The 16,013-nt window shown below is 69.7% G+C and carries 17 protein-coding genes and 1 pseudogene; 9 read left to right on the top strand and 9 right to left on the bottom strand.

The genetic code is table 11. The features are described 5' to 3' along the window. The first annotated feature begins 45 nt into the window (after positions 1-45). Positions 46-549: a phage holin family protein gene (locus tag BAY61_RS16605; protein WP_245865151.1), complete on the top strand. Its 504-nt coding sequence runs from the start codon at positions 46-48 to the stop codon at positions 547-549. Then, a complete protein-coding gene (locus tag BAY61_RS16600) occupies positions 546-875 on the top strand; it encodes a hypothetical protein (protein WP_091804895.1) in 330 nt (109 codons plus the stop codon). The genes BAY61_RS16605 and BAY61_RS16600 overlap by 4 nt, the downstream gene beginning before the upstream one ends. Before the next feature lie 337 nt (positions 876-1,212). Here the strand turns inward: BAY61_RS16600 and BAY61_RS34010 are convergent. Next, positions 1,213-1,593, bottom strand: a pseudogene (locus BAY61_RS34010) (DedA family protein); the annotation flags it as partial. 43 nt (positions 1,594-1,636) lie between these two features. Here BAY61_RS34010 and BAY61_RS32935 point away from each other — a divergent pair. From BAY61_RS32935 to BAY61_RS16590, 3 genes are all read left to right on the top strand, one after another. Further along, the gene (locus tag BAY61_RS32935) at positions 1,637-1,810 is read left to right on the top strand and encodes a hypothetical protein (RefSeq protein WP_170140201.1); all 174 of its coding nucleotides are present in this window, start codon (positions 1,637-1,639) and stop codon (positions 1,808-1,810) included. 23 nt (positions 1,811-1,833) lie between these two features. Next, the gene (locus BAY61_RS16595) at positions 1,834-2,271 is read left to right on the top strand and encodes an organic hydroperoxide resistance protein (protein WP_091804893.1); all 438 of its coding nucleotides are present in this window, start codon (positions 1,834-1,836) and stop codon (positions 2,269-2,271) included. A gap of 268 nt (positions 2,272-2,539) precedes the next feature. Next, a complete protein-coding gene (locus BAY61_RS16590) occupies positions 2,540-2,809 on the top strand; it encodes a hypothetical protein (RefSeq protein WP_091804891.1) in 270 nt (89 codons plus the stop codon). Positions 2,810-3,060: 251 nt separating this feature from the next. Here the strand turns inward: BAY61_RS16590 and BAY61_RS16585 are convergent, their stop codons facing one another. Further along, positions 3,061-4,779: a dihydroxy-acid dehydratase gene (locus tag BAY61_RS16585; protein WP_091804888.1), complete on the bottom strand. Its 1,719-nt coding sequence runs from the start codon at positions 4,777-4,779 to the stop codon at positions 3,061-3,063. A gap of 209 nt (positions 4,780-4,988) precedes the next feature. On the opposite strand from BAY61_RS16585, the gene BAY61_RS16580 reads away from it, so the two are divergent. After that, the gene (locus BAY61_RS16580; RefSeq protein ID WP_091804885.1) at positions 4,989-5,996 is read left to right on the top strand and encodes a zinc-dependent alcohol dehydrogenase; all 1,008 of its coding nucleotides are present in this window, start codon (positions 4,989-4,991) and stop codon (positions 5,994-5,996) included. On the opposite strand, the gene BAY61_RS16575 is transcribed toward BAY61_RS16580, so the two are convergent. Genes BAY61_RS16575 through BAY61_RS16550 form a run of 6 tightly spaced genes read right to left on the bottom strand, consistent with a single transcriptional unit; the run spans position 5,997 to position 11,569 of the window. Continuing rightward, complete coding sequence (locus tag BAY61_RS16575; RefSeq protein WP_091804883.1) at positions 5,997-6,956, bottom strand: zinc-dependent alcohol dehydrogenase; 960 nt, start codon at positions 6,954-6,956, stop codon at positions 5,997-5,999. Between the two features lie 7 nt (positions 6,957-6,963). Next, complete coding sequence (locus tag BAY61_RS16570) at positions 6,964-7,866, bottom strand: carbohydrate ABC transporter permease (RefSeq protein ID WP_091804881.1); 903 nt, start codon at positions 7,864-7,866, stop codon at positions 6,964-6,966. Then, positions 7,866-8,807, bottom strand: a complete 942-nt coding sequence (locus tag BAY61_RS16565; RefSeq protein WP_091804878.1) for a carbohydrate ABC transporter permease — start codon at positions 8,805-8,807, stop codon at positions 7,866-7,868. Before BAY61_RS16565 ends, BAY61_RS16570 begins: the two co-directional genes overlap by 1 nt. After that, the gene (locus BAY61_RS16560) at positions 8,800-10,077 is read right to left on the bottom strand and encodes an ABC transporter substrate-binding protein (protein ID WP_091804875.1); all 1,278 of its coding nucleotides are present in this window, start codon (positions 10,075-10,077) and stop codon (positions 8,800-8,802) included. The genes BAY61_RS16565 and BAY61_RS16560 overlap by 8 nt, the downstream gene beginning before the upstream one ends. A gap of 32 nt (positions 10,078-10,109) precedes the next feature. After that, positions 10,110-10,766 carry a bifunctional 4-hydroxy-2-oxoglutarate aldolase/2-dehydro-3-deoxy-phosphogluconate aldolase gene (locus BAY61_RS16555; RefSeq protein ID WP_211323579.1) on the bottom strand — a complete coding sequence of 219 codons (657 nt, stop codon included), beginning with the start codon at positions 10,764-10,766 and terminating at the stop codon, positions 10,110-10,112. Beyond that, positions 10,763-11,569, bottom strand: a complete 807-nt coding sequence (locus tag BAY61_RS16550) for an IclR family transcriptional regulator (protein WP_091804874.1) — start codon at positions 11,567-11,569, stop codon at positions 10,763-10,765. Before BAY61_RS16550 ends, BAY61_RS16555 begins: the two co-directional genes overlap by 4 nt. A gap of 149 nt (positions 11,570-11,718) precedes the next feature. On the opposite strand from BAY61_RS16550, the gene BAY61_RS16545 reads away from it, so the two are divergent. Genes BAY61_RS16545 through BAY61_RS16535 form a run of 3 tightly spaced genes read left to right on the top strand, consistent with a single transcriptional unit; the run spans position 11,719 to position 14,707 of the window. After that, positions 11,719-12,849 (top strand): mandelate racemase/muconate lactonizing enzyme family protein, encoded by a 1,131-nt coding sequence (locus BAY61_RS16545; RefSeq protein WP_245865149.1) that lies wholly within the window; start codon positions 11,719-11,721, stop codon positions 12,847-12,849. A gap of 5 nt (positions 12,850-12,854) precedes the next feature. Beyond that, positions 12,855-13,766: a dihydrodipicolinate synthase family protein gene (locus tag BAY61_RS16540; protein ID WP_091804868.1), complete on the top strand. Its 912-nt coding sequence runs from the start codon at positions 12,855-12,857 to the stop codon at positions 13,764-13,766. After that, positions 13,766-14,707 carry a sugar kinase gene (locus tag BAY61_RS16535; protein WP_143021375.1) on the top strand — a complete coding sequence of 314 codons (942 nt, stop codon included), beginning with the start codon at positions 13,766-13,768 and terminating at the stop codon, positions 14,705-14,707. Before BAY61_RS16540 ends, BAY61_RS16535 begins: the two co-directional genes overlap by 1 nt. A gap of 15 nt (positions 14,708-14,722) precedes the next feature. Here BAY61_RS16535 and BAY61_RS16530 read toward each other — a convergent pair whose 3' ends face one another. Further along, positions 14,723-15,880, bottom strand: coding sequence for a BUD32 family EKC/KEOPS complex subunit (locus BAY61_RS16530; protein ID WP_245865147.1), 1,158 nt, complete (start codon positions 15,878-15,880; stop codon positions 14,723-14,725). Positions 15,881-16,013: the final 133 nt, after the last annotated feature.

Raw genomic sequence — 16,013 nt, 5'->3', positions numbered from 1 at the left:
GGAGTCCTTTCGCACAGAGGCAACCAGCCGACCGCGAGGTGAGAAGTGGCTAACAAGTACGGAAAATCCGCTCGCGTCACCGATTCGACGTCCATGACGGGTGATCGGACAGTTCGGGTCTACGCCGTGTCCGACCCGGCGACCGGCAACGGTGATCGCTCGCTTCCGCAACTGTTGCAGGACCTTTCCGAGCAAGCGACCCGGCTGATCAAAATCGAGGCGCAGCTGGCAGCAAGGGAAATGGCGGCCAAAGCCAAACAAGGCGCGAGAGGAGGGGCATTGCTCGCGGTGGCCGGAGTGCTCGGCTTCTTCGGCGCGGCGGCCCTGCTCACCGCCCTCATTCTCGCGCTGGCCATCGTGATGCCCGCCTGGCTTGCAGCGCTGCTCGTCGGCGGCGGGCTGGTCGCCCTGGCCGGTGCCCTCGGCCTGGGCGGGGCGCTCCAGGTCCGGAAGACGCTGCCGCTAATGCCCACCGGGGCGCTCGCCAGCGTGCGTGACGACATCGAGGCGGTCAGGGAACGGACCAAATCCGAATCGGGACGGCGATGACCGGCGACGAACGGCGCAGGCAGCGGTACGCGTTGCCCGGCGGCGAGCCGACCGACGACGACCTGCGGCTGGATGCCGAGTTGACGAGGGCCGAACTCGCCGAGACGGCGGCGGCGGTGCTGCGGAAGGCGAACGTGGCCGACCGGGTCAGGGATACGGCGGAGGACAGGCTGCGACTCGTGCGCGGCAAGACCGTCGCGCTCGCGGAGAGAGCGCGCGCCTCGGCCGGTTCCGTGAGCGCGCGTTCCACGCTCGTTGTGGGCGGACTGTTCGTCGTGGTGGTGCTGGTGGTGCGGATACGAAGGCGGCGCGCGGACTCGGCGTGATCCTCGGCCGGTGAGAAACGGGATGACGGCGCGCTCGAAGGCGTCCTTCCGCCCGGTCGGCACCCCCTGTCCACAGTGGCCGAATACGCGCGGACCGACGCGGTCGTCGCGTTTCCGCGTGAGCAGGGCCGGTGCCGTGACCTTGTACAGCAGCGACCGGTACGGCGGATGCGGCGACAGTGCGACGGCTTCCACCGCGCGCCGCGTCTGGGTCGGTGCGTGAGTATCCGCGCACGACGCACCCGCCCACGCTTACCAGCGCGCTCATGACCGCGGCCATGAGCAACGCCGGACCGGGGCCGGAGACCAGGCTTCCGCCGGTGAATCCGGCCGCGAGGTAGGTCGCCGTCCACGCGCATTCCGCCAGTACGGCCGCGCCGGCGAACCTCGTCGCGGGATAGGCACCCCGGCCCGCCGCGATCGCGCCGGTGACGCGTCCTCCCGGAACGAAACGCATTGCGATGAACACCGCTCCGCCACGCCGGTGCAACAACGCCTCCGCACTGGCGGCGAGCAGCAGGACGCGGTTCCCGCTTGAAGTGCCGCCAAGACGGCTCCTTCTGGACAGCCTGGCGACGGCGTAGGCGGCGAGGTCGCCGGTGACGGTCCCGGCAAGGACCACGACGGCGAGCAGCGGCAGCGAGACCCCGCCTTGAGCCGCGAGCGCCGCCGCCGTCATGACCAGTGCCGAGTTCGGAACGGCCGGCGCGGCCGTCATCGCGAACAGCAGCGGGTAGACCCACCACGGAAGCTGGTCGGCCATGCCCAGCAGTTCGGGTGGGGTCATCGGTGCCGTCGCCTCCTCGATCGATCTGTTCAGTCTGTGCGGCGCGGCGGTGCCGCGACAGCCTGCCCGCCCCCGGTGCGTGGTGGGGAAAACCCCACCGGGTCACTGTGGTGCGGGTGAGTACGGGATGCGCGAGGCTGGCGGGTGACCGGCACGAGGAAGGGACGACCGATGGGTACAGCGGAGCAGGCGCCGACGAAGATCCTGTACACGGCCGTGGCTACGGCGGATGGCGGCAGGGACGGACACGTGCGTACCGATGACGGTGCGCTCGATGTCGACGTCAGGGTGCCCGAGGCGATGGGTGGGCAGGGCGGGGGTACGAACCCCGAGCAGTTGTTCGCGTCGGGATACGCCGCGTGCTTCCAGAGCGCCCTGTTCGTGGTCGCCAGGCGGGCGAGGGCTGATGTCACCGGAAGTACGGTGACCGCCGCCGTCGGAATCGGTCCGAACGGAGGGGGAGGATACGGACTGACCGTCGAACTGACGATTTCCCTTCCTTCGGTGGATTCCGCGACGGCGCGTGAACTCGCCGAGGCCGCGCACCAGGTGTGTCCCTATTCCAATGCCACCAGGGGCAACATCGAGGTGCGGCTGACCACAGCCTGACGGCGCGACTGTGACTCTCCGCCGGGCGGCCGTGCTCGAACTGTCCGGAATGGCCGGTCGAGGCGCGGAATCGCCCGCTGATCCACCAATCCGGCGGATCCTCCCGCGTTGCCCGGTTTCCCGACCTCGATCATCGGTGACCCGGATGGGCATGTCGCCGTCCTGGGCGCGGATCTCGGCGGCCTGGACGGGGGACTCGCGAGTACGGGGGTGCCGGATTCGCTCCAGTGCGTCAGGATGACATCGTGCGCTGTATTCCGAGGTCGCGGTGAAGGCGCTGCGGTCCCTGCCGGTGAAGGACCGGCCGGGCAAGCAGGCGTGGCTCGGGCCTTGCGCGCTCGGCCTGGCGGTCATCAGCTGGCTGACGCCCGCTTTCGGCATCGTCGTGGGCGCCGTCGCGGCGGGTTGCGGGGCTGCCTCGATGTCGACAGGACGCGAGTATCGCCTCGATTGGACCGCGATGGCCGGCACCGTCATCGGCGGCGCGCAGGTAATCTTCTCCGGCCTCATGGCCGCGGCCTCGGCGTTTGGCTGGTGACCTGAATCGTGCGCCGTGAGCCGGACATCCGGTGTGCGCTCCCGAACGCTGCCCTCCCGGCCCCAGCGCGTGGCCGTCGAGGCAGCCGAGCCCGCGGCTCGGGACCGAACGCGCAACCCGGCGGGTCGACCGGGCGCGTCGATGTTCCGACCGTGCGACTCGCGCTCGTGAACGCGGATCTCGTTGTTCTAAGTGCGGATCTCGCCGTCCTGGGTGCGGAACTCGCGCTCCTGGACGGGGGACTCGCGGGGCTAGTGCGACTCCCTGCCGACGTGCGAGCCGCTGGAGCCGGTGAGGAAGTCGAGATCGGCGCCGGTGTCGGCCTGCTGAACGTGGTCGATGTAGAGCCGCTGCCAGCCGCGCGACGGCGCGGCATAGGCCGAGGCACTGGCTTCGCTCGGCTGCCTGGCCGCCAGTTCCCCGGCGGGGACGTCGAGTTCGAGCAGCCGCGATGGCACGTCGAGAACGATGTGGTCGCCCGTCCGCACGAGCGCGAGCGGCCCTCCCGCCGCGGCTTCCGGGGTGACGTGCAGCACGACCGTCCCGTACGCCGTCCCGCTCATCCGCCCGTCGCACACCCGCACCATGTCGCGGACACCTTGTGCCAGCAGCTTTCTCGGCAGCGGCATGTTCGACACCTCCGGCATTCCGGGGTAACCCCGCGGCCCGCAGCCGCGCAACACCAGCACCGAATCGCGGTCGACGTCGAGATCAGGATCGTCGATGCGAGCGTGGAAATCCTCGATGGAATCGAAAACGACCGCCCTGCCCCTGTGCCGCAGCAGTTCGGGAGACGCCGCGGCGGGTTTGATGATCGCACCGTCCGGTGCGAGATTTCCCCGCAGCATGGCAATTCCCGCCGCGGGCTGAACGGGATCGGCGCGCGGGCGGATGACCGCCGGATCCCAGCTTCGCGCGTCGTCGAGATACTCGACGAGTGGCCGCCCGGTGACGGTGAGCGCGGCGGGGTCGAGCAGGTCGCGGACCTCGCGCAGGACGGCGGGCAGGCCACCGGCCCTGTGGAAGTCCTCCATGAGGTACCGCCCTGCCGGTTGCAGGTCCACCAGCAGCGGGACGTCGGCGCCGATCCGGTCGAAGTCGGCCACCGTCAACGGAATGCCGAGCCGTCCGGCGATCGCGAGCAAATGCACCACGGCGTTGGTCGAACCGCCGATGGCGGCCAGCGCCACGATCGCGTTGTGGAACGATCCCGCGCCGAGGAACGTACTCGGCCTGCGGTCGGCGGCGATCAGTTCGACGGCGAGGCGCCCAGTGCCGTGCGCCGCCGACAGCAGCCTGCTGTCCGGTGCCGGGGTTCCGGCGAGCCCGGGCAGGAGCACGCCGAGCGCCTCGGCGACGAGCGCCATGGTCGAGGCGGTGCCCATCGTGTTGCAGTGCCCTCTGCTGCGGATCATCGCCGATTCGGAACGGGTGAACTCCTCCCGCGACAGCGCCCCGCCGCGCACGTCCTCGCTGAGCCGCCACACGTCGGTACCGCAGCCGAGAACCTTTCCCCGGAAGGTCCCGGTGAGCATCGGACCGCCCGGCACCACGATCGCGGGCAGATCCACCGAGGCCGCCGCCATCAGCAGTGAGGGAATCGTCTTGTCACAACCACCGAGGAGCACGACTCCGTCGATGGGGTTGGCGCGCAACAGTTCCTCCGTCGCCATCGCGGCCATGTTGCGCCACAACATCGCGGTAGGGCGCACGTTGGTCTCGCCGAGTGACACCACGGGAAGATTGAGTGCGATGCCGCCGGCCTCGTGGATACCGTCCCGCACGGACGTGGCGACCTCGTCGAGGTGCGCGTTGCACGGTGTCAGGTCCGAGGCGGTGTTGGCGATCGCGATGTGCGGCCGCCCGGAAAAGGCGCTGTCCGGCAGTCCGCGCCGCATCCACGCGCGATGAATGTAGCCGTTGCGGTCGTCGCCGCCGTACCAGTGCGCGCTGCGAAACTCGGTCACCATCGGAACAACCCCGTACGATGGTCGGCGTATCCGGTTGCCGCGCAGCCTACTCGATCTTCAGAGGCGCAGGAAGAGCCGCGTTTCCAGGGACGCGAACCCACACGGGTCCCACGAGCCCCGCGACGTTCCCCGGCGCCGACCGGCGCGGCTACCGTTGCGGTCATGGCGGCTCCCATCCGAAGGCAAGGGATCAGCGCACCACCGCGACCATGAGGGCGTTCGTGATTTCAGCCAAGGGCACCGCGGGGGTCGAAGAGGTCGCGGTGCCGGTCGCGGCGCAGGGGGACGCGGTCGTCGACGTCGAAAGGGTCGGCGTGTGCGGCACCGATGTCGAACTCTTCACCGGCGAGATGGAGTACCTGCACGACGGGAACGCGCGTTACCCGATCCGGATCGGGCACGAGTGGATGGGCACCGTGACGTCGGTGGGAGCGGGGGTCGATCCCGCGTGGGTGGGCCGCAGGGTCACCGGCGACACCATGCTCGGCTGCGGTCACTGCCGTTCGTGCGCTGAGGGCACGCACTGGGTGTGCGAGTTCAGGACCGAGATCGGCATCCGAGGGGGCAGGGCGGGCGCGCTCGCCGAGCGGCTCGCGGTACCGGGCCGGTCGTTGCATGCCTTGCCGGAGACGGTCGGCGGCACGGCGGGCGCGCTCGTCGAGCCGGGAGGCAACGCCCTGCGAGCCGTTCGGGCCGCCGGACTCGATCGCGGCGACAGGGTGCTCATTCTCGGCCCGGGAACGATCGGCCTGCTGGCCGCGATGTTCGCCCGCGCGGCCGGTGCCGAGGTACACCTGCTCGGCGCTACCGGCGCGTCGCTGGAATTCGCCCGATCACTGGGTTTCCGGAGGACGTGGACCGAGGCGGCAGTGCCTGCCGAGCCGTTCGACGCGGTGATCGACGCCTCGAACGCGCCGTCGTCGCCATCGGCCGCGGCGCGGTTCGTGCGGGCAGGCAAGCGCGTGGTGTACATCGGGCTTTCCGGAGCACCCAGTCTGCTCGACACCCGGTCGCTCGTGCTCAAGGACGTGACTGCCGTTGGGGTGCTCAGCGCGTCTCCTGGATTGGCCGGCACCATCGAGCACTACGCCGACGGCAGCGTCGATCCGTCGCCGCTCGTCGCGGCCACCGTCGGTCTCGCCGACGTCGCCGCAGTGCTGGCGGGGGAGCGGCCCTCCGGTGCCGGCCCGAAGATCCACGTCGACCCGCGCCGCTGACTATTCCGGGAGTTCCGCGAAGTCGAGGACGATCTTGAGCTGTCCTGGCTTCGGGTCGCGGGCCGTGGTGAACGCGCGTTGCGGATCGGCGGCGGGAAGGACGTGGGTGACGAGGTCACGGCCGAGCGCGGGGTTGCCCGTGAGGTCGGCCAGCGCCCTGCCGAGCCAGTACGCCCGGTCGTGGGTGATCCCACCCAGCACCCGGAGGTTGCGCCGCACGACCGCGGTGACGTCGATCGGGTAGGGCCGCGTCAGCGGGATACCGAAGCAGTACACGCTGCCGTGGTCGGCGACCGCGGTGATGGCGTCGGTGAGGGTCTGTTTCTGGTGCCCGACCGCCTCGATCACGACGTCCGGCCGGTGCCCGCCGAGCCCCGCTGCCCACGCGGCGCTGCCGGAGACCACGACGTCGTCGAGGCCGAATGTCGTGGCCAAACGTGTTCTGTCGACGGGATCGACACCGCAGACGTGGCTCGCGCCCCGTTCCCGCAGGACCCAGGCGAACAGCAGTCCGATGGGACCGAGGCCGAGCACGGCCGCGCTCCGCCCGCGCACGGGGCCGAGCTGGTCGACGGCGTAGCGCACGCACGCGAGCGGCTGGGCGAGGACGGTCGTCTCGTCCGCGTTCACACCAGGGGGGAGCGTGGCGAGTCCGGTCACGTCGGTGGCGACGAGTTCGGCCAGCCCGTCGGAGCGGGAGGCCCAGCCGACGACCGTGCTGCCGGGCAGGAGCCCGGTGTCCCCCGGGTCGTGGACCGTGCCGACGATCTCGTGCAGCGGAAAGCCGGGTGGGGCGGTACCCGCGCCCTGTCTGCCGCCATACCGGAAGTAGGGCAGATCGCTGCCGCAGATGCCGCCGTAGCGGACCGCGACGATCGCCTGCCCGGCTTCGGGCCGAGGAGGCGGAGCCGCGCGTTCCCGCCCGAAGACACCGGGTCCGGCCAGTCGTGCCATCCACATCGGATGGTCACCCCTTGACAGCGCCGGACGCGGTTCCCTTCACCAGGAACGGTTCGAGGAACACGAACAGCACCAGCATCGGCAGCGTCGACATGAGCCCAGCCGCCATCAGCCCGCTCCAGTCGACGCTGTGCTCGCCGATGAAGGAGGCGATGCCGACGGTGATCGTCCAGTCGCTCGGGTTGGGCATCAGCGTTCTGGCGAAAAGGAAGTCGCCCCAGGCGAGAATCGAGGCATAGGTAAAGGTGGTCGCCAGTCCCGGTCGCAGCAGCGGGAGCACGACCGTCCACAGTGTCCGAAGCCGTCCGCAGCCGTCGATCATCGCGGCTTCCTCGATCTCACCGGGAATGCCGTCGACGAAGCCTTTCATCAGCCAGGTGGTGAAGGGCACCGTCGCCGCGACGTTGACCAGGATCACCGACCACAGATTGTTGATCATGCCGACGGAGGCGAAGATGACGAAAACCGGGATGATCAGCAGGGTTCCCGGCAGCATACGGCTGAACAGCAGCGTGAACCCCATAGCCTGCTGTGCCTTGGTGCGGAACCGGGAGAGGCTGTATCCGCCGAGCGTGCTGATCACGACGGAGATGAGCGCGGTGCCGAGTGTCACCAGCGCCGAGTTCCACAGCCAGAGCCCGACGGGACGGCTGGAGAGTACTTCGCCGTAGGCGTCGAAGCTCGCCGTGTCGGCCGGCGGGACGAGTGGAGGCGAGGACGTCAGCAGTTCCCGTGAGGGAACGAGTGAGGTCATCACCATCCAGTAGACGGGAAACAGCAGTACCACGAGCACGGCGAGGCTGATCGCGAGCAGACCCCATTCTCGTGGTGTCCTGGCTCGCTTTCGTGGGCCGCCGGACCGGTTCTGCCTCCCGGAGCGGGTTTCGGGCGGTGCGGAGAGGGTGACCATCAGTTGAGCCCCTGTCGAACGGAGCGGCCGGCCGCCAGTAGCAGCGCGCCCGCGACGATCATGGTGACGACGCCGACCGCGGCGGAAACACCGAAGCTGAAGTACTCGAACGCCTCGTTGTAGATCCGTACCGCCAGTGTCTGTGTCGCGTTGTCCGGACCACCGCCGGTGAGCGGGAAGATGAAGTCGAACTCGCGGAACACGCCGATCCCGGTGATGACGATGGCCAGCGCCGCGGGGGTCCGCAGCGCGGGCCAGGTGACGTTGCGGAACTGCTGCCACGCCGAAGCGCCGTCGATTCTGGCCGCCTCGTACAGGTCACCTGGAATGGCTTGCAGCGCGGCGACGAGCACGAGGGTGAAGAACGGGTAGAACTTCCACACCGTCGGGATGATCACGGCGGTCATCGCGGTGTTGCTGTCGGCGAGCCAGGCGACGTTCTGGTCGATGAGCCCGACCGTGCGCAGCAGGTAGTTGATGACACCGAACGAGCTGTCGAGCATCCAGCTGAACGCCGCCGCGACGGCGACGCCGGGGACCGCCCATGGCAGCAGCGCCAGCGGGCGCACGATGCGCCTTCCGGGGAACGCCTTGTTGAGCAGCAGTGCGAGCCCGAGCCCGATGGCGAACGCCGGAACGACGACTCCCACCGTGTACACGATGGAGCGCCAGATGTCGCCGAGCAGAGCGGGATCGGTGATGACGGAGAAGAAGTTGCTCAGTGTCAGCGGATACTGGCCGAGGTTCTGCAGATCGGTGATCTCGCCACCGCGGAAACTGAGGTTGACGGCCACGTAGATCGGGTAGGCCATGAGCAGGCCGACGGCGGCCACCGTCGGCGTGAGCATGCCGTAGGCGAACAGCTTCTCCCGCCTGGCCTTCTTCTTGCCGGCGGCGCGTTTGGCGGCGGGCGGCGCCGCCACGGTCGCGGGTTTACTCATCGCCGACTCCTTCGAGGTCGCGCTGGAGCCCGTCGGCCACCTGAGCGACAGGTGTGGACGTGGCGATCAGGCGGATGGCACCCGAGGCGACGATGTCGCCGACCCTGCCGTAGTTTCTGCGCAGATCGGCCGCCTCGGGAAAGATGTCGACCGCGTTGTCGGCGAGTTCGCCGAACAGTTCGAGTTCCGGGGTCGCGCGCAACGCCGCCTCGGTCACCGAACCCTCACGTGGCGCCGGAACCGAGGTCACCTCGGTGTAGCGCTGCTGCCAGCGTGGTTCGCTGGCCAGCTCGATGAACTCCCACACCGCTCGCGCCACCTCGGGATCGGCATCGGCTGGTACATGCAGGCTGTTGCTGATCCCGCCTGGCGTCACCTCGAAGGGTGGTGCCGCGACCTTGAGGTGTTCCTTGACCTCCGGCCTTGCTCCGTCCAGTTCGGACAGCAGGAAGGGCCCGTCGATGAGCATGCCGATCTGTCCGTTGAGGAACAGCTCGTTGCGTTGCTGCGACTGGATTCCTCGTGGCGCGGTCGCCAGCACGTCCCTGTACTGGCCGAGTGCGGTGAGTGCTTCGGGGGTCGTCGCGGTGATCGCGCCTTCGCTGTCCGACCACGAGGCGTGGTTTCCGACGAGGAAGGAGGTCAATTCCGTGTAGTTGTCGGGGTTCTGTGCCGTGGTGGCGCCGAAGCCGAACGAGTCCCGCGGCAGCGCCGACACGGCGCGCGCGGCGGCGAGCAGTTCGTCCGGCGACGTCGGAACGTCCACCCCGGCTTTGGCGAGCAGGTCCTCGTTGTAGAAGAGGGCGTAGCCGTAACCGAGGAGCAGCACGCCGTAGGTCTTGCCTTCCCAGGACAGCTGCTGCTGCAACGGGGTCCACTCCTGGAGGATGTCGGTGCCCGCGAGCCGGTCGTCGATGGGGGCAAGCCAGCCCCTCGCGGCGAACTGGACGGCGTTGGCCGCGGGCAGATGCACGATGTCGGCGGGGTCACCGGCCGCGAATCGCGTTGTCTGCTGAGCGACGAAGCTGTCGAAGGGCACCTGGTAGAAGTCGATGTCGACACCGGGGTGCTGCCGTTCGTACTCGGCGATGAGCTCGTGCCACCACGGCGAGAACGACGCGTCGTCGGCCTGCCACGAGGGAAACTCCAGCACCAGATCGGCGCCGTCATCGGTGGCGCCGCATCCGGCGACCGTCGCGCAGAGCAGCGCTGTGCTCGCCACGGCGATCGCCGTGCGCATCCGCAGCGACGCGCGGTTTCGGGCAATCACATTCACTCCATTGTGGATTTACTGGCGCGCGGTCAGCGCGGCCATGACCTGGCGAACCGTTCGGCCAGAGAGGTGAGGCCGTCCCACTCGCCGGCGGCGACGAGATTGGAGGGGACGAGCGCGGAACCCGCGGCGACGGCGGTCGCTCCGGCGGCGGCCCACGCGGGCAGGTTGTCCGCGGTGATGCCGCCGGTCGGCACGATCTTCAGGTCCGGCATCGGGGCGAGTAGTTCCTTGAGGTAGCCGGGACCGAAGGCCGAGGATGGGAAGAGCTTGAGATAGTCGGCTCCGGCCATGGCGGCGGAGTCCAGTTCGGTCGGGGTCAGCGCGCCGCACATGACCGGCACGCCCTCGGCGGCCGCGACGTCGAGGACCGCGCGCTGAAAGGTGGGCGTGACCAGAAACCGGGCGCCCGCCGCGATGGCCGCGCTCGCGTCGTCGGCGGTGCGTACCGAGCCCGCGCCCACGATGTCCACGTTGTTGACGTCGGAGGAGTTGTGCTCGCGGTCGCGGAGGGCACGGATGGCCTCGGTGGCGCCGGGAGTGGTCAGCGTGACTTCTACGGCGTGGACGCCGCCTCTCCACAGTGCCTCGGCCGCCGGTACGGCCGAGTGCGCGTCGGCCAGCCGGATGATGCCGACGACCGGGGTCCGCCGGAGCGCGGCGGCCAGTGACTCAGGGGCGCTCACGATCCGGCCACCGTGAGGTGAGCGGGCTGGTGACCGGGGCCGATGTAGCCGAGCCCGATGCTGATGGAGTCGGCGACCTCGATCGCGATCCGGCCCAGTTCGGCTTCCCTCGTGGACAGGTCGATCGCCGAGAGCGGTCCTGAGATCGACAGTGCGGCGGTGACGGTCCCGGTGCTGTCCAGCACGGGAGCCGCGACACAGGCCCTGCCCAGCGCGAGTTCTTCGGACTCGACGGCGTAGCCGCGTTCGGTCACCTCGGCAAGCGCGGCGTCGAGCGCGTCGTGATCGGTGATCGTGTACTGGGTGAAGCGCGCTGGCTCCGGGATGAGTTCGCGGCGCTGTCCGGGCGTCAGGCCGAGCAGCAGGCATTTGCCGAGACCGGTGGCGTGCAGCGGATTGCGCTGACCGAGCAGCGTGAAGGACTTGGGAGCCAGCTTGCCCTCGAAGTTGCACAGGTAGAACAGCGATCCGCCGCGCCGGACGGCGACGTTGGCGCCGAGGCCCAGTGAGCAGGCCAGCGTCTGCGCGTGCGAACGGGCTTCCCTGTGCACCGGGTGCTGATTGACGGCGGCTCCGGCCAGCGAGATGACTGCCGGGCCAAGGCGGTACAGGGAACTGACCTCGTCGCGCTCCACGTATTCGAGTTGTTCGAGGGTCGCCAGCAGCCGGGACGCCGTGGACTGGCCGACGCCAGCGCGCTGGGCGACATCGGAGACGCGCAGGTCGCCGCGTCCGTCGAGAAACGAGGCCAGCACGGCGGCGGCCTTTTCGACGCTCTGATTCGTGCCCTGGTCGGCTGCCATGAGGGGTGTGGCTCCTTGTGCTGGTTTGGATCGGATTTTGGACCTTGTTGCAACGCCCATGCAATATGTGGAAGTCTTACGCACATGTCGCATGACGTCAACCATTGGATGCACGCCGTATGAGAATTTCTGCGGTTGAGACCTATTCTTTGAAGCTTTCGGCGGACGCCGCGTATCTCGGACAACTGGGGGACGGCACGGACCCGCCAGCCGGATATGCCGTGCGGCCGCCGTGGCGCAGCATCTACTCGGATCGCTACGAGACCCTGCTCGTGCGACTGGTCGCCGAGGACGGAACCAGCGGCTGGGGCGAGGCGCTGGCGCCGGTGGCACCCGAGGTCCCCGCAGCGATCGTCGATCTGTTGCTCGGTCCAGTGCTGATCGGCAAGCCCGCGCTGGCCCCGCGCCCCGTCTTCGCGGCGCTGCGCGACCTCATGCGCGAGCGGGGGCACCTCGTCGGTCATCAGGCCGACGCGCTCGCCGCCGTCGACATCGCGTTGTGGGACCTGGCCGGCAAGCTGACGGGGCTGCCGGTGGCGACCCTGCTCGGCGGTGCCTTCCGGGACGCCGTCCCGAGTTACGTGTCGGGACTGCCCCGTCCCGACGACGAGGGTAGGGCCGCGCTGGGCGCCGAGTGGGCGAGCAGGGGAGCCAAGGCCGTCAAGCTCCATCTCGGCAACGGCGTCGCGACCGACCTGTCCACTGTGGACGCGGTGAGGGAAGCCGCTCCGGCACTGCGAATCGCCGTCGACGCCCACTGGGCCTACTCCGTCGACGAGGCGCTGGCGCTGGCCGCCGGGCTCGCCGCGAGAGGCTGCTGGTTCCTCGAAGCGCCGCTGGCTCCCGAGGACATCGCGGGCCACGCCGAGTTGACCTCGCGGGCCACGATCCCCGTCGCGGTTGGCGAAACCCTGCGCAACCGGTTCGAGTTCGCCCAGTGGCTGACCGCCAGGGGACTGCGGATCGCGCAACCCGACGTCGCCCGCACCGGCATCACCGAGGCCATGGCGATCGCCGAACTGTGCACGGCCGCGCACGTTCCCGTCGCCCCGCACCATTCGGTGGGGCTCGGGGTCGCGCTCGCGGCCGGTGTGCACGTCAGCGCCGCCGTCGAAGGGCTCGCCGCCTTCGAGTATCAGCCGACCTCGTTCACCGTCGGCCAACGGCTGCTCACCGAACCCCTCGCCGTCCACCCGGCCGGCTTTCCCGTCCCCACCGGCCCCGGTCTCGGCATCGACATCGACGCCGAAACCGTGGCGAGACTGTCCAAGGAGTCCTGACACCCATGCCCCACACCGTTCACGGGCTTGTCCCCATCCTCGCCACGCCGTTCGACGCTTCCGGCGCGCTCGACCTGCCGGGACTGGCACGGCTCACGAACTTCCAGCTCTCCTCCGGGGTCCACGGTGTCGCTACCTTCGGCATGGCCAGCGAGGGTTTCGCGCTGACCGCCGAGGAACGCGAGCGGATTCTGAGCTGGATCACCGACGTCGTCTCCGGTGAGGTGCCCGTCGTCGCCGGTGTCAACGGAACGTCGACGACGACCGCGATCGAGCAGGCACTCGCGGCCGAACGGGGCGGTGCGGCGAGCCTGATGGTGCTGCCGCCGTTCATGGTGAAGCCCAGCGCCGCGCAGCTCGTCGATTTCTACGGCGACGTCGCCTCGGCGGTGTCGATCCCGGTCATGGTGCAGGACGCCCCTGGCCCGACCGGGGTCACGATGCCGCCGCCGTTGATCGCGCGGCTGTGTGAGCTCGACGGGGTCGATTCGGTCAAGGTCGAGGCACCGCCCACCGCGCCGAAGACGGCGGCGGTCGCGGAACTCGTGCCAGGCTCGGTCGCCGTGCTCGGCGGGCAGAACGCCCAGTTCGTGCTGGAGGAGTACGCGAGGGGAGCGGTCGGCACGATGCCCGCCTGCGAGTTCCCCGACCTGTTGCGGCCCGTGCTCGACGACTGGGCAGCCGGACGGCACTCCGAGGCCCGCGCGGCCTTCGCCAGGCTCACCCCGCTCGTGCTTTTCGGCTTGCAGCAAGGGATCGCGTGGGCCGTGCACAAGGAAGTACTCGTGCGTCGCGGCATCATCGAACACGCGACCGTGCGCCTTCCGGCAGCGCCGCTCGACGAGGGCAGCAGGGCGGGGTTGCACGCGATCCTCGACGAGCTGGCGTTGCCCCCGCGCAGCGCTGCGGCCGGGTGATGCCCGACCTCGTCGGCTTCGGTGAGGCCATGGTGCTGCTCCAGCCGCCCGCGGGTGGGCGGCTGGACACCGCCCCGGCGCTCGACGTCCATGTCGCCGGTGCCGAACTCAACGCGTGCGCCGCCGTCGCGGCCCTCGGAGGCAGCGCCGTGTTGTGCACACGGCTCGGCGATGATCCGTTCGGCCGCCGCGTGTCCTCGGAGGCCGCGCGCCTCGGGGTGGGCGTGAGCGCCGAGATCGACCCGTCCCGGCCGACGGGATTGTTCGCCAAGGACGCGCTTCCCGACGGACGGCGCAGGGTGCGCTACTACCGCACCGGTTCCGCCGCGTCGGCCATGACCACGGCCGACGCGGAAAGGGGACTCGCCCTGCGCGCCGGTGCGGTGCTGGTGTCCGGGCTCACCGTGGCACTCGGTGAGGGACCCGCCGCCATGGTGCGCCAGGTCGCGGCCAGTGCCGCCGACTACGGCAGCACGCTCGTCGTCGACGTCAACCTGCGGCCCGCGCTCGACCCGCACGGCACCGCGGTCGAAGTACTGACCACGGTGCTGCCCCTCACCAAGATCCTGCTCATCGGGACAGACGAAGCGGAGCCGCTGTTCGGCACCGCCGACCCCCAACGCGTCGTGCGGCTCGCCGAAGCGGCAGGCGTACCGGAGGTCGTGGTCAAGGCGGGGCCAGACGGTTGCTGGTGGGCCGACGAGCACGGAGTGATCCGGCATCAGCCCAGCCTCGCCGAGGAGGTGGTCGATCCGGTCGGCGCGGGCGACGCGTTCGCCGGTGGCTATGTCGCGGCCCGGCTCGCCGGTGCGCAGAGGGGCCGGGCGGCGTGGCTCGGCTCACGGCTGGCCGCCGGTGCGCTGGCCAGCACGGGTGACACCGAAGGGCTGCCTGGCAAGGCGCTCGGCAGGAGGCTACTCGCCGAGGCCATCGCGCGGTGAGCGCCGGAACGATCGTTAGGTAAGTCCCGCGCAGAGGGCGTCGAGGGTGGTGGCGGGGTAGGGGATGGCCCGGCTTTCCAGCAGCAACCGGCCGTAGAAGTCGTTGAGTACCGCGGCGATCGGCGCGTAGCGCTCGACGATCGTCGCGGCCGGTGCGGGCAGTCGACGTGCCTGGTCGCCGTGAGCGCACTGCCTGACGTAGTCGACCCTGTCCTCGCGGAGCGTGGTTCCCGCGAACTCGGTGACGAGCCAGTTGACCAGCTGCGTCACCACGAAGCTCACGTCGTGACTGTCGTTGCGGCGCAGGAAAGAACGCTCGGCGGCCGAAAGATCGAACCTGGACGCCGAGGCGAGCCCGAAGTCGGTGAGGTAGAGCCGATGCCCGTCGGTGAGGATGTTCTCGAAGTGCGCGTCGAAATGCACCATCCCGTTGTGGCGCAGCAGTCCCGCGATCGCCAGCAGTTCGTGCTCGACCATGTCGAGTGCCGATTCGAGCCGGTCGGGGCCAAGCTGACCGGCCAGCCAGGTGTGCAACGTCGCGGGCTGGTGCTCCATGAACAACGCGACCGTCGCCGGTGCCGTCGCGAGCGCGGTGAGCCGTTCCCGCACGGCGGAGGAGTTGTGCCAGAATTCGACCGTCGTGTCCAGTTCGGACCGATCAGCCCACGGCTGTTGGGCACCCTGCGGCAGCGGTAGCACCCGCCAGTGGTGCAGCAGGGTGACGCCGTCTCCCTTGCCTTCCAGCGCCCATTCCGTCGCCATCTCGTGCGCCGCGACCTCGCGCCACGCACCGGCGCCGACGGAACCGAGTCCGTAGTGGAAGAACGTCGGAAGCCCGAACGTGTTGGCCGTCGACCCCGCGACGTCCTCGTCCCGCTCCATCGCGGTGAGCGGAACCTGCTTCACCCATACCGAAACGCCGCCGACGTCGACCAGCGCGCAGCTGCCGCCGATACCGGCCGCTCGCCGTGGGGCCGAACGGAGCATCGTCATCAGCCGTTCGTCGTCCATCGTGGTCAGTGCGGCCGACACCGTGGCGTGCCGGTCCGCCCTTTCCGCTGAGGACAACCGGCCCGCGGTGGTACCGGTCTGTACCAGCTCCCCGGAGGACGAGCAAGGCGCGGATTCCTCCCGCCGCGCCTCGGCCGTTCCGGGGTTCAGGTAGGTTCCCATTCCTCGCAGCGTACGGGTTCGGGTTGGCGGACCGGCAAGGCGGCAGGGTAACCGGCCGCACCCGGCAGGGACGAGCCGCTTCCCGTGGCGCGGTGACTGGTCGAGACCGCGTGCGCCTGAATACGTCGGTGCT

The organism is Prauserella marina (genome assembly GCF_002240355.1).
In the GTDB taxonomy this organism is placed as follows: Bacteria; Actinomycetota; Actinomycetes; order Mycobacteriales; family Pseudonocardiaceae; genus Prauserella_A; species Prauserella_A marina.
This window is presented reverse-complemented; position numbering and strand designations above follow the sequence as displayed.

What these genes read in the sequence shown, in the direction of transcription:
- BAY61_RS16565 (WP_091804878.1), bottom strand. Translation starts at nt 8,807, where the DNA reads ATGAGTAAACCCGCGACCGTGGCGGCGCCGCCCGCCGCCAAACGCGCC.
- BAY61_RS16585 (WP_091804888.1), bottom strand. Translation starts at nt 4,779, where the DNA reads ATGGTGACCGAGTTTCGCAGCGCGCACTGGTACGGCGGCGACGACCGC.
- BAY61_RS16580 (WP_091804885.1), top strand. Translation starts at nt 4,989, where the DNA reads ATGAGGGCGTTCGTGATTTCAGCCAAGGGCACCGCGGGGGTCGAAGAG.
- BAY61_RS16600 (WP_091804895.1), top strand. Translation starts at nt 546, where the DNA reads ATGACCGGCGACGAACGGCGCAGGCAGCGGTACGCGTTGCCCGGCGGC.
- BAY61_RS16550 (WP_091804874.1), bottom strand. Translation starts at nt 11,569, where the DNA reads ATGGCAGCCGACCAGGGCACGAATCAGAGCGTCGAAAAGGCCGCCGCC.
- BAY61_RS16535 (WP_143021375.1), top strand. Translation starts at nt 13,766, where the DNA reads ATGCCCGACCTCGTCGGCTTCGGTGAGGCCATGGTGCTGCTCCAGCCG.
- BAY61_RS16540 (WP_091804868.1), top strand. Translation starts at nt 12,855, where the DNA reads ATGCCCCACACCGTTCACGGGCTTGTCCCCATCCTCGCCACGCCGTTC.
- BAY61_RS32935 (WP_170140201.1), top strand. Translation starts at nt 1,637, where the DNA reads ATGCCCAGCAGTTCGGGTGGGGTCATCGGTGCCGTCGCCTCCTCGATC.
- BAY61_RS16570 (WP_091804881.1), bottom strand. Translation starts at nt 7,866, where the DNA reads ATGGTCACCCTCTCCGCACCGCCCGAAACCCGCTCCGGGAGGCAGAAC.
- BAY61_RS16595 (WP_091804893.1), top strand. Translation starts at nt 1,834, where the DNA reads ATGGGTACAGCGGAGCAGGCGCCGACGAAGATCCTGTACACGGCCGTG.
- BAY61_RS16530 (WP_245865147.1), bottom strand. Translation starts at nt 15,880, where the DNA reads ATGGGAACCTACCTGAACCCCGGAACGGCCGAGGCGCGGCGGGAGGAA.
- BAY61_RS16575 (WP_091804883.1), bottom strand. Translation starts at nt 6,956, where the DNA reads ATGTGGATGGCACGACTGGCCGGACCCGGTGTCTTCGGGCGGGAACGC.